Annotated in this window: 3 protein-coding genes; all 3 read left to right on the top strand. The window is 49.8% G+C overall.

Features of this window, described 5'->3' with window-relative positions:
* Nucleotides 1–596: 596 nt before the first annotated feature.
* A complete protein-coding gene (locus tag ACR6Z4_RS11680) occupies nucleotides 597–1,382 on the top strand; it encodes a COP23 domain-containing protein (protein WP_479717444.1) in 786 nt (261 codons plus the stop codon).
* A gap of 982 nt (nucleotides 1,383–2,364) precedes the next feature.
* Entirely contained in the window at nucleotides 2,365–4,152 is a 1,788-nt protein-coding gene (pyk, locus tag ACR6Z4_RS11675) for a pyruvate kinase (protein ID WP_479717443.1), read from the top strand.
* A 1,374-nt stretch (nucleotides 4,153–5,526) separates the two neighbouring features.
* Nucleotides 5,527–14,070: a beta strand repeat-containing protein gene (locus ACR6Z4_RS11670; protein ID WP_479717442.1), complete on the top strand. Its 8,544-nt coding sequence runs from the start codon at nucleotides 5,527–5,529 to the stop codon at nucleotides 14,068–14,070.
* Nucleotides 14,071–14,262 lie beyond the last annotated feature (192 nt).

The following is a 14,262-nucleotide window of genomic DNA, read 5'->3' as shown; positions in this document are numbered from 1 at the left end:
GAGTAATGGATAGGTTCATACCGCAACATCTTAACGTCTTGCCGGTTTTATCACGCTTAAACGAGAGGAAAGAGAGGCGGAAGCTTGCTATCACCCTTTGGATTTTGGCAAGTGGCTGGATTGAGTTATTACCACTCAACAAGGTTATGGGTGTGAGGACGAGTGACTTAATCCGTGGAGTCTAATTGAATATACGCTTTTTACGCACCTGGACAAAATAAATGATACTAATTCCTTAAAATTGGGCTACATAAACGAGTTAAGCGTCTATTGCGAACATTGGATTTTTCGTGATTTTCCGACATGCAAAACCAACGCTTCCGGGCGCTTTCCAGATAGGTTTTAAGAGGGGCAAAGCCTCCTGGTGCGAGCCAGAGTCCTTCCAGCAAATCGTTTCAGATCTGTAGTGGGTAGTCCTCACACATCATTACCTCAATACGGCTACCAGATTTTGCAGAGTTAGTATGGCTAAGTTTTTAGGACGCACCTCAACGCGATCGCCTAAAAACTAGGGTTGTCATTATTTCTGTTCGTCTACTGCTTTGATAGTACATTCCTTCATCACGATCATCACAAAAGCTATGTCTATAACACCTATGGCATTCGACACTGCAACCTCCGACCGACCGTTTGTTTCCCGTCCCTCTCGCACGACAAAAACTCGGTGGCTGCGGGGGATCAGCCTTTCCATCAGTACGGCTCTCTTGCTCACCAGTGGTCATGCCTTGGCGGCAACGGCTAATCTCTCCACATCTGGCTTAAAACAAACCGATCCTCAAGATACGCAAACGGATGCCCCATCCATCACCGAGGCAACCCGGTTTACATGCGAATATGTCGATGGCGACTACACGGTGATGTACCATCCTGAGAGTCAACCAGATCAGGTGTATGCTTGGGCAACTCCGACAGAACTGGGCGGAGGTTGGACCGCAGAAAGACGGTGCGATGAAATTAGCCGTCGGTTGGAATCCTATCGACCCGATGGTTTGCAGGAAATGCAAACGGGTACGCTGAACGGGTACGACATTGTTTGTGTGACCACGGAACGCGACTCAGATTGCCGTCTGGTCTTCACGGTGCCACCTGGGCAAGACCCCATTGCTACGCGCGACCGCGTTTTTGAAAATCTAACGGTTGCAGATAGTGGTCAACAAACTGATGCTGTAACCACCTTTACGGGTGACGATGGCAATATTTTGGATCAAGTTGGGGATGCGCTAAATATTGATCTACCGGATCTGGGCGATCGCCGCAGTCGTTCCAATAGCATTAATTTACGTCCATTTTTAGATCGGGCAGATGGTGGGACAGGAACCCGCTTGCAGTCTGGACAATCAACGCAGCCCGGTCTGCGTCTCAACCCCGATACCTTCCGTTAAGGATCACAAATGTATTAACCTGGCATCCTGTTTGAGGGAGCGATGGCAGAGCCATCGCTCCCTCAAACAGACGGAGGGCTTAGGAGATGTCTGCTCAAGAAAATACCTGAATTTCCGCGTTTCGACTTCGCTCAACGCTCGAAGTTTGCAGGCTGAGCGAAGTCGAAGCCCAGATCAAAGGGTAGATTTATTCCTAGAAATCTCCTTATCTAATCCCCGATCCTCATAGTGCTACAGACTTAGTCTGGGACGGGGTTCAGGGTAAAACTCCTGCACACCCCAACCTGCCAACGTGAATATAGCAATCCTATTTGATTCGTGAAAATGATCAGTTGTGAAAGCGCCCGCCCTTCGGGCGGGCGCTTTCACAACTGATTTAGGATCGCTATATGTAAAGCTATAGATAAATCTGAGGTGGTGGATGAGCGCCGTGCGTTGCTCATTGCTTTAAAACAAACTCATGCTGGATAAAGAATGGATGGGTCATATCCAAACCGAACGACCCATCCATTCTTGTCATCACTTTTATGTTTAAATCGGTATCAGTTCGTTGTGAACGTTGTATCTGAAAGGGTGCAGCGTTTATAAACTTTCTGGCTAGTATGAGAAGATCCGCCAAACATGGTACTATCCCTTTTGCTCTCTCAAAAATAGATATCCATTACACTCTCACAGGGGTGATGTAGGAGTTTTATCGTTTGGGCGGTCTGTTACCATCTTCAGCCCTCTAGACAAAAACGGCTGTCCAGATGGATCGTATAGCTGTTCTACGCAGGTGATAGACGGGATGCAAGGCTTGTTTCCTTGACTAAGGCATATTGCTCCAATCCCTGTTCTACCCGATTACTGAATGCTATATAGACTTTGATCAAAAGCGTCCTGAAATTTTCACTTTTTGTGCAACTCTCTAACTGCTTTATATTAGTTTGTGCTCCTTGGTTTTAACCCCTTCACTATTTAATTCCTTACTTCTGGAACACTCATGCAACTGCAACACTCTCTTCGCCGGACAAAAATTGTCGCCACTATTGGGCCCGCCACGAGTACCCCAGAAGTTCTGCGTGATCTAATTGAAGCCGGAGCAACAACATTAAGGCTTAACTTTTCTCACGGTACCCATGAAGATCATCAACGCAACATTCGCATGATTCGTCAGGTGTCGTTTGAGTTAAATCAACCTGTTGGTATCTTGCAAGATCTTCAGGGGCCCAAAATTCGTCTGGGGCGATTTGAAAAAGGGTCAATCACGCTCAAAAAAGGCGATCCGTTTATTTTGACCAGTCGTCCAGTATTGGGCACTGAAGAAGTCAGCTCCGTGACCTATGAACCTCTGGCAGACGAAGTTCCGGAAGGCGCAACGATTCTTCTGGATGACGGTCGTGTGGAAATGCGAGTTGAGAAAGTGGATCCGGTCAACCGAGAATTGCATTGCACAGTTGTGGTTGGGGGTCCTCTTTCTAACAATAAAGGCGTCAATTTTCCGGGCGTTTATCTTTCTATCAAAGCATTGACGGATAAAGATCGCACAGACCTCATGTTCGGGCTAGATCAGGGGGTCGATTGGGTTGCCCTTAGCTTTGTCCGCAATCCTCAAGATGTGCTGGAAATCAAAGAACTGATTTCCAGTGCCGGAAAACATGTGCCGGTGATTGCCAAGATCGAAAAACATGAAGCGATCGAACAAATGGAAGCGATTCTCTCTATTTGTGATGGTGTCATGGTTGCCAGAGGCGATCTGGGGGTTGAGCTACCGGCGGAAGAAGTGCCGCTGTTGCAAAAACGATTGATTCTAACTGCCAATCGGTTGGGAATTCCTGTGATTACGGCTACCCAAATGCTAGACAGCATGGTGAACAATGCCCGACCGACCCGTGCAGAAATTTCTGACGTTGCCAATGCCATCTTAGATGGCACAGATGCCGTCATGCTTTCCAATGAAACAGCGGTGGGCAACTATCCGGTACAGGCGGTTGAAACCATGGCACGCATTGCCAACCGGATTGAGCAAGATCAACCGTCGATGCGAGATTTAGAAGGAACTTCAGGGCGATCGATTCCCAACGCGATCAGTCAGGCTGTGGGGCGTATTGCCGAACAACTGCGATCGGCAGCGATCATGACCTTAACGAAGACAGGAGCCACGGCTCGCAACGTGTCTAAGTTTCGTCCGACTACCCCGATTTTGGCAGTGACGCCTCATGTGGATGTGGCTCGACAATTGCAACTGGTGTGGGGAGTCAGACCGTTGTTGGTGCTGGATTTACCGTCTACGGGGCAAACCTTTCAGGCGGCGCTTAACGTTGCCCAAGAAAAGCAATTGTTGCAGGAAGGGGATCTGGTGGTGATGACGGCTGGAACACTGCAAGGGGTGTCGGGGTCTACTGACCTAATCAAAGTTGAGGTGGTGACGGCGATTTTAGGTAAAGGAATTGGCATTGGTCAAGGCTCTGTCAGTGGTCGGGCTAGAGTGGCGCAGAATGGCATGGATGTTGGTAACTTTAATCCGGGTGACATCCTGGTGACCCAAAGTACGGGTGCCGACTTTATTGAAGCGATTCGGAAAGCCTCTGGCATTGTGACAGAAGATGATAGCCTCACGGGTCATGCGGCAGTGATTGGATTGCGACTCGGTGTTCCGGTGATTGTGGGGGTTAAGGATGCAACAAAAAATATTCGAGAGGGTGCGATCTTGACGTTAGATATGCAGCGGGGGTTGGTGTATTCGGGAGCAATGGGAACTCAGACCGATAGTGCTATATCTTCGTCTTGAGGTTAGATGTAGGCTGGGTTTGTTCTGGGGAATGATGAAGCAATTTTTCTCGGCTGTTCGAAATCCTTAAGAAAATAGCGATCGCCTGCTTTCCGCTCAGCAACTTTTTAAGATCATCGGCTTAATGACCTATCTCAGGGGTAAGGATTTAAAGCCTGGCTGAAATAAAGTCCATGGACTTTATTTGAGACCCAATCTACCCGTCAAATTGTACAGAAGAGATTTTTTTATCAGGGGAAAGCTCTGCTTTCCCCTGATAAAAAAATGGGGTTGATCACCCCTTTTAATTCGTCAATTTGCCCAGTGTGAACTACTCTAAAAGTGATCTCGTCTGGAGTATTTCGATAGGGCTTAGATTGTCATGGCTTTCGGGTATGTCCAGGCGAACTATCCAGTTGACTAATCAAAATCTGGGCAAAGATTTTTCTGGTAGTTTGTTTTGAGAAGCTTGAGAATTTCTTCAAATTTAAAAACAAAATGCAACGTTAGCAAATATGCATTTTACGACGGCTTAACTAGAAGGCGATCGCTTCAAAGGATGACTGCCCAGGGTAACAGATTTAACTCTTCAGCCAGTGTCTTAAACCCGGCAACTAACCGAATCTTCAGGTGATAATCGAAGACTAAAAAACTAACGTACTTTTATCACAGCACGGAGCCGATCTTTCCCAGAGGTTACTGACGTAGGCAAAAGAGCATTTCTCTAAAAAACTCTCCCCCTGCCAGGATTGACTCTTCTATATCTTTGTTACGTATTAATAGCCTTGCTGTGTAAGTTACATAGAATCTTGTGGGTAAGCTAATCTCCAAACGAGATTGGGTTAATGAAATCTTCAAAATCTCTACTGATCAAAAAACAAAGGAGATCACGAATTCAAACCTTGGTAATCCTAAAAAAGTAATGATTTTTTGTTGCGCGGGCGTCGCCCGCACAACAAAAAATCATTCCACGAATACCATTACCCGAACCTTAAACCTGATGCCTGAGAATGATAGTCAGAGATACCTTAATCAGGGGTCTGACGTTTGCAATTTAGAAATCTCAGTCTTGCAGTTTCGCGTCGGCGAGACACTCAAGATCGTCCGCAAAAAATAGGTTAGAAATTCAGGTCTGAATGACGACCTGAATTTATCTTGCCGCTTCCATGAAATCCAAAAAACATCCTAAATTTAAGGGTTTTCCTAATGAATTCTCAGTACGTTTAGGTAACATTTCTAATGATGTGTATTAAAATTTGAAGCATTCTCTCGTCACGAGAAGATTTGTTTGAATAAATACTCCTCTGACAGCCACAACTTCTGGCTTCGTCGAAATTTCGCGCAAATTTTGAACATTTTTTGTCAAATATCTAGATTGATCGGGGATAACTAGTCATGGCAGAAATTACAGGTGATTCCAGTAATAATCGGCTCAGAGGAACAAGTGCGGCAGACTCCATTTTTGGGTTAGCAGGTAGTGACACCCTCTTTGGTTTGGGTGGTAATGATGAATTAGATGGTGGCGCTGGCAACGACGATTTAGACGGTGGCACGGGTAGAGATACGTTCATTGGCGGTACGGGCAACGACTCCTTTACGGTCAATCTTGCTACCGAGACGATTACAGAGCGTGCCAATCAAGGAACGGATACGGTGTTCTCGTCCGTATCGTTCACGTTGCCTGCCAATGTAGAAAATCTTTCCTTGACAGGCAGCAACAACATCAACGGGACAGGCAATTCCCTAGCCAATGACATTACTGGCAATACAGGGAACAACACCCTTAATGGTTTGGGCGGTAACGATACGCTCGACGGCGGCAATGGCAATGATACGCTCAATGGGGGTAACGGCAACGATACTGCCGATGGTGGTGCAGGCGATGACTCCGTGCAAGGCGACGCGGGGAATGACTCGTTGCAAGGAGGCACAGGGAATGACTCGCTGGATGGAGGCACAGGCAACGATAGTCTGTCGGGCGGCGATGGTAATGATGTCTTGCAAGGAAGCGACGGAACCGATGCCTTGCAGGGAAATGCAGGCAATGACGCACTGGATGGGGGCACAGGTGCCGATAGTCTCTTAGGCGGTGCCGGAAATGACTCTTATACCGTTGATAACGCGGGTGATGTTGTTGTTGAAAATCTCAATGAGGGAACCGACACTGTTACAGCCAGCGTAAGTTTTAACCTAGCTGCCAATATTGAAAATATTGTTTTAACGGGCACTGCGAACCTGAATAGTGTTGGCAACGCGTCTATCAACACGATGACGGGAAACACTGGCAATAACGTTCTAAGTGGTGGTGATGGCGATGATGCCCTGATCGGTAGTGCCGGAAATGACACGCTCAATGGTGGCAACGGGAATGATGCCATCAACGGGGGCACGGGTGCCGACAGCATGACCGGGGGATCTGGCAATGATACCTACGTCGTGGATAATGCTAGCGATCGCGTCACTGAAGCGGCAGCCGGAGGAAGTGATAGTGTTAGTTCGTCGGTCAGTTTTAGCCTGGGTGCCAACGTTGAAAACTTGTTTTTGTCTGGAACTGCCAACATTAATGGCTTTGGCAATACCGCGAGCAATGTTATCTACGGTAACACGGGTAGCAATATTCTCTCTGGCGATGCGGGCAATGACTTGATCGACGGTGGCACGGGTATCGATAGTATGACCGGCGGTTCCGGTAACGATACCTATGTGGTAGATAATGCGGCGGATCTGCTGGTCGAAAACTTTAATGAAGGGGTTGATACCGTTCGCACCAGCCTGACGGTTTACAGCTTAGGAACCAATCTAGAGAATCTCAGTCTCTTGGGCACTGCGAATGCGATCGCCTCAGGGAACGACCTCAACAACATTATTACGGGCAATGGTGGCGATAACCTGTTGGGCGGGGGCGCAGGCGATGACACCCTGATTGGGGGTGCCGGGAACGACTTCCTTGATGGTGGCTTAGGACTTGATTCTTTAATTGGCGGTGTGGGCAACGACACCTACACCATCACCGACTCAACCGATACGATTACAGAAGATGCTGGGGGCGGAACGGATACTGTTCTGTCTACCCAGACCGTTACCCTTGCTGCCAATATTGAGAACCTCACCTTAAATGGTGTTGCTGCGATTAATGGCACCGGAAATAGTCTGACCAACACTATTAGTGGCAATGGTGCTAATAATACGCTGTCGGGTCTTGCCGGAAATGATACTCTGATTGGCAATGCAGGAGATGATGTCCTGAACGGCGGCACGGGCATCGATACGATGGCGGGTGGTGCTGGAGCTGACACCTATACCGTTGATAGCATTAGCGACCTGGTGAGTGAAGCAGCTGGTGAAGGCACCGATACCGTGAATGCTTCCGTGTCATTTGACCTCAATACCAATGGTGCCAATGTTGAGAATTTAACGCTAACTGGAACCGCCGGAATTAATGGTACGGGAAATGCGCTCAATAATACTATCTTCGGCAATATCAGCAACAACACATTAAATGGTGGGGGCGGCAATGACACCCTGGATGGCAGTGGCGGTGCTGATACTCTGTCGGGTGGTACAGGGGATGATACCTATTTCTTTGATAATGCCAACGATCGCGCCATTGAAACGGCTGGACAGGGTACAGATGTCATCTTTGCCACGGGTGTAGCCGGAACTACCTTCACCATTGGGGAAAATGTTGAAGTTCTCACCCTTCAGGGCACGACCAATATCAATGCTACCGGCAGCACGGGTGATAACACGATCATCGGTAATTCTGGCAATAACATTCTCAATGGTGGCAGTGGCAATGACCGACTAGAGGGGAATACCGGAACTGATACCTTAATTGGCGGTGCAGGTAACGATTTTCTGGATGGGGGTGCCGATGCCGATGCCATGACCGGCGGCACGGGCAATGATAGTTATGTGGTAGATAGTGCCAGTGATACGGTTACAGAACTGGCAAGCCAGGGCACTGACACCGTGACTGCCAGCCTTACCTACAGCCTCAGTGCCAATGTCGAAAATCTGATCCTGGCAGAGGGTGCTGGTAACATTAATGGCACCGGCAATTCCCTGAGCAACACCATTACGGGCAACGAAGGCAATAACCTGATCGACGGGGGTACGGGGATCGATACTCTGCAAGGTGGCGCAGGGAATGACACCTATGAAGTAGATGCAGTTGGCGATGTTGTCATTGAGAATAGTGCAGAAGGCACGGATCTGGTAAATTCCAGGGTGAGTTTTACCCTGGGAGCCAACGTCGAAAATCTCACCCTTGTTTTTGGTGCCGGGAATATTAATGGCACGGGCAATAGCCAAAACAACACGATCACAGGCAATGACGGCAATAACAGTATCAGTGGGTTGGCAGGAGATGATCTACTGATTGGCGGCGACGGCAACGATCGCCTGGATGGTGGCACCGGCAATGACAACCTGTTTGGCGGCAATGGCAACGATACTTACGTAGTCGATAGCGCCACAGATGTCGTCAATGAAGCCGGATCGACGGGGATTGACACCGTTGAATCCAGCATTAATTTCGATCTATCCACATTGCCAGATATCGAAAATCTGACCCTGACAGGTACGGCGATTACGGGTGTCGGCAATGGCAGTAACAACACGATTTCAGGCAACGCCAGCAATAACAACCTCAGCGGTGGTAGCGGCAACGATACTCTGATTGGCAATGGCGGTAGCGATCGCCTGGATGGCGGTACGGGCGATGACACGATGGTGGGTGGCGACGGCGATGACACCTATTTTGTCGATAGCGTGGGTGATATCGTCGATGAAACCACCGGCACCGGCACCGATACGGTCGTTTCTAACATTACCTATAGTTTGGGCACCAATCTTGAAAATCTGACTCTGTCATCGGCTGGGGGTGCCATCAACGGCACGGGTAATAGCCTTGCTAATATTATTCTGGGCAACGATAGTAACAATACGATCAGTGGCGCAGGGGGTAACGATAGCCTCAATGGTGCAGGGGGTGCTGACTTCCTGGATGGTGGTACGGGCGATGACTCGCTGATCGGCGGTGACGGTAACGACACATACATTGTGGATAGTGCGGGTGACACCGTTCAAGAAATCAGTTCATTAGGTGGCATCGACACGGTGCAGTCTGGTGTCAGCTACAGCTTGGGTGCCAATCTGGAAAACCTGACCCTGGTGGGCGGTGCAACCGATGGCTTAGGCAATGATCTGGCGAACACGATTATTGGCAACGGCAACAACAACACTCTCAGCGGTTTCGTCGGTAACGACAGGTTAGAAGGGGGAGATGGCAACGATCGCCTGGATGGTGGCAGTGGCAACGACACCATGTTGGGCGGCAACGGCAACGATACGTACGTCGTCGATAACATCAACGATGTGGTTGACGAAGGCGGCTCTACAGGCATTGACACCGTCGAAGCCAGTATCAACTTCGATCTCTCGGCTCTAACGGCGATTGAAAACTTAACCCTGACAGGTAGCGCCATTACTGGTACAGGCAATGCCGGGAATAACACGATCACGGGGAACGAGGGTAACAATGTTCTCAATGGTGGTGATGGCGACGATGCTCTGATCGGCAATGGGGGTAACGATCGCCTTGATGGGGGTCTGGGTAGCGATGTCATGATCGGTGGGGATGGCAATGATACCTATGTTGTTGATGTCAGCGGCGATGCGGTAGACGAGTCCACTTCAACGGGCATTGATACGATTGAGTCGGGTATTAACTTTGATTTGAGTGATCCGCTGTACGTCAACATCGAAAACCTGACGTTGACAGGGACTGCCACCCTGGGTACGGGCAATGCCAGCAACAACACGATTATTGGCAACAATATTGACAACACCCTGTCAGGGGGACTGGGCGATGATGTGCTGCTCGGTAATGACGGCAATGATCGTCTCGATGGAGGTGCCGGTGCCGATATTATGACGGGTGGCAATAATAACGACACCTATGTAGTGGATAACATTGGCGACCTGGTCAACGAGACAGGTTCCACAGGCATCGATACGATTGAGTCCAGCATCGACTTTGATTTGACACCTCTGAATGATGTCGAAAATCTGACATTGACAGGTACGGCGGTTACCGGAATCGGCAACACCGGCAACAATACCCTGGTCGGTAACAGCGTCGATAACGTCTTAAGTGGCGGTGACGGTAATGATAATTTGTCTGGTGGGTCAGGCAACGATCGCCTCGATGGTGGCGTAGGCAATGATGCCATGTCGGGTGGTGTGGGCAACGATACCTATGTCGTTGATGCACCGGGTGATGTGGTTACGGAAACCAACCCTGCGGATGGCATTGATACGGTCGAGTCTACGATTGACTTTGATTTAAGTACGACGGCTAATGTCGAAAATTTGGTTCTTCTGGCTCCTGCGGCAACTGGAACCGGAAATGCCTTAGCCAACACGATTACAGGCAATGATAACGACAATACCCTGAGCGGGGGAGCTGGCAATGACCAGTTAATTGGCTTGGGTGGCAATGACTTGCTCGATGGCGGCACCGGCACCGATAGTATGACCGGCGGTGATGGCAATGATACCTACGTTGTTGATACCAGCACTGATACAGTCACTGAAACGGGAACGGGGATTGATACCATCCGCTCCAGCATCAATTTTGATCTGAGTTTGCCTGCCTATATCAACGTCGAAAACTTAGACCTGAGCATTGGCACAGCGATTACGGGCATCGGCAATGCGCTAGATAACAGCATCCTGGGGAATGGCAGCAACAATATCCTCAGTGGCGGTGTTGGCAACGATTATCTAGAAGGCTTGGGCGGCAGCGATCGCCTGGATGGTGGCACGGGCGACGATGCAATGGTTGGGGGTGCCGGAAACGACACCTACGTGGTCGATAGTATTGATGATACGGTGCAGGAAACTGATCCCGCTGGCGGAACGGCAGATACCGTCGAGTCGAGCATCGACTACGATCTCAGCCAGCCCGGTTTAGAAAACATTGAGAACCTCCTGCTTACCGGCACAGCCATTACGGGGATCGGTAATGCGAACGTGAATACGGTCACGGGCAACGAGAGTGACAACATTCTCTTAGGTCGTGCGGGCAACGATACGCTGATCGGTAATGGCGGAAACGACCAACTCAACGGGGGAGCAGGCGATGACGTGCTCCAGGGTGGTTTGGGCAATGATGGCTATTACGTTGATAGTGTTGGGGATGTGATTCAGGGAGAAACCAGCACCAGCGGAGTTGATACCGTTATTGCCAGCGTCAGCTATACCTTAGGTAGCAATCTAGAGGCACTTGTTTTACTGTCGGGTGCCGGTTCGATTAACGGGACAGGCAATGGCAGCAACAACACGATTTCTGGCAATGAATCCGATAACATCCTGTCGGGTGGTGCCGGAAACGATGCGCTGGTGGGTCAGGCTGGAAATGATCGGCTAGATGGGGGTACGGGCAGCGACTACATGAGCGGCGGCACGGGGAATGATACCTATGTGGTTGATAACATTGGAGATGCCGTTGACGAAGGCACACCCAGCGATGGCATCGATACGATTGAGTCAAGCATTGACTTTGACCTGACGGCTCTGGCGGCGATCGAAAATCTCATCCTCACCAATGGTGCGGTGACTGGAATCGGTAATGCCAACAACAACACTATCACTGGCAATAGCAACAACAACGTTTTAAGTGGTGCCGAGGGCAATGATTACCTGGATGGGCAAGCGGGGAACGATCGCCTGGAAGGGGGTGTAGGGAATGACACCATGGTCGGGGGCGATGGCAACGACACCTATGTGGTGAACATCAGCACCGATGTGGTTCAAGAAACTGGCAATGGCATAGATACGGTCGAATCCAGCATTAATTTCGATCTGAGTCTGGCGGGGCTAGAAGCCGTCGAAAACTTGATTTTGACAGGCACTGCCATTACGGGTACCGGCAACGCTCTGGACAATTCCCTCACCGGCAATGACAGCAATAACGTTCTCACGGGTGGGCAAGGGAGTGACACCCTCATCGGTGCCGGTGGCAATGATACGTTAACGGGTGGGGCAGGCAGCGACAGTATGAGTGGGGGTGCGGGGGATGACACCTACTCGGTTGATGATGCGGGCGACTCTATTACAGAAGGCATCGACAGTGGCATCGACACCGTTAACTCCTTTATTGATTTTGACCTGAGTCAACCCGGTCGCGAAAATCTGGAAAATCTGATCCTTCTGGGTACCGCGTTAGTCGGTACAGGTAACGGTCTGGATAACAGTATCGTGGGCAATGCCAGCAATAACCTGTTGAGTGGGGGCGCGGGCAACGACACCTTAAGCGGTGGTGATGGCAACGATTCCCTCAATGGCGGGGTGGGGAACGACACCATGAATGGTGGTGCGGGCGATGATACCTACTTTGTGGATAGTTTGAGTGATCAAACCAGCGAAGCTGCCAGCCAGGGAACTGATTTGGTGATCTCGACGGCTCTCACGGTCACATTGGGAGCCAATATTGAGAACCTGACCCTGAGTGGCACTGACGATATCAACGGCACGGGTAATAACCTGAGCAACACAATGACGGGTAACAGTGGCAATAACGTCCTGGATGGTGGAACGAATGGCGATCGCCTGGTTGGTGGTGATGGGGATGATACCTACATTGTCGATGCCACCGCAGATACGGTAGATGAAACGGGAAGCACCGGCATTGACACCGTGATCTCCAGTAGCGACTCGTTTACCCTGGGAACCAATGTTGAAAACTTGATTTTGACCGAGGGTAGTGGGGCGATCGCAGGGGTCGGCAACACGTTAGCCAACACCATTACAGGCAACTCGAATGCCAATAGCCTGGATGGTCTGGCTGGCAATGATGTCTTGATTGGGGGTGCCGGAAACGATACCTACTTTGTCGATAGTGGATTTGATGTGGTTGATGAATTGACGGGCGGAAGTGGCAATGCCGATTTAGTCCGTTCTACTGTGTCCTTTACTCTGCCAGAGGGGGTAGAAAATCTCACCCTGGAAGGTGGCACCGCTATCATTAACGGCGATGGTAACAGTGCCAACAACATCATCATTGGCAATGACGGGCAAAATGAGTTGAATGGTGGCGGTGGCATTGATACCTTGAATGGGGGCATCGGTAACGATCGCCTCAATGGAGGTACCGAAAACGACATCTTAAACGGCGGTTCGGGTAACGATCGCCTCAACGGTGATGCTGGTGATGACAATATGACGGGTGGTCTTGGCGATGACACCTATGTAGTCGATAGCATCACGGATGTCATCATCGAAGATCCCAACGCAGGCATTGATACCGTAGAAGCGATCGCCACCTATAGTCTGGTCGATAATATTGAAAACCTGACGCTAACCGGAAGCAGCAACATTGATGGTACAGGCAATGGGTTAGACAATACGATTCGAGGCAATGCTGCCAATAACACCTTACGAGGGTTGGTTGGCAATGACCTGTTGATTGGGGGTGGCGTTATCAGTGGCGGCTCTGACATTCTGGTTGGTGGTGCCGGAAACGATACACTTGTCGGCAATCTCAATGGCACAAGCGATCGCTTTACCTACGAAGCGGGCATTAGTTTCTCGAACATCGGGCTGGATGAAATTAGAGGCTTTGAATCAGCCGATAAGATTGTCTTGAGTCAATCTGTGTTTACTGAACTAGCCCCCTTTAGTACGGCTACATTTGGTACAACCTTTGCGTCGGTTGCAACTGATGCGGCTGCCGAATCCAGTTCGGCGTTTATTGTCTACAGCAGTCAATCCGGGCAATTGTTCTATAACCAAAATGGTAGTGCAGCAGGGTTTGCCACGGCTGCCGGATTGGGCGGAGCCTTTGCTAAGTTGTTTATTGATGGCACTGATCAGACTGCCGGAAGCACGGTACCTTCCTCACTGCTGTCGAGTGCCTTCATCCTGGTCGCGTAGAGTAATCAGTCTCACGCGCTCAGAACTAATGCAAAAAAGCGGCGCTCTGCGCCGCTTTTTGCATGACCGATTCCCTTGAAATATCAAGCTGAGAGAGCCGCGCTCTGCGCGGCTCTCTCAGCCTGATTTAACTCGACGGTTGCCATATGAGTACATAGCGCGATGAGCATAAGCTTATTAAAAAACGGCGAT

The sequence above is a fragment of the Calyptranema fuscum S582 genome (genome assembly GCF_055793305.1).
This window is presented reverse-complemented; position numbering and strand designations above follow the sequence as displayed.

Bases quoted from the DNA above. Each gene is read 5' to 3' on its own strand.
- ACR6Z4_RS11670 (WP_479717442.1), top strand. From the start codon at position 5,527: ATGGCAGAAATTACAGGTGATTCCAGTAATAATCGGCTCAGAGGAACA.
- ACR6Z4_RS11680 (WP_479717444.1), top strand. From the start codon at position 597: ATGGCATTCGACACTGCAACCTCCGACCGACCGTTTGTTTCCCGTCCC.
- pyk (WP_479717443.1), top strand. From the start codon at position 2,365: ATGCAACTGCAACACTCTCTTCGCCGGACAAAAATTGTCGCCACTATT.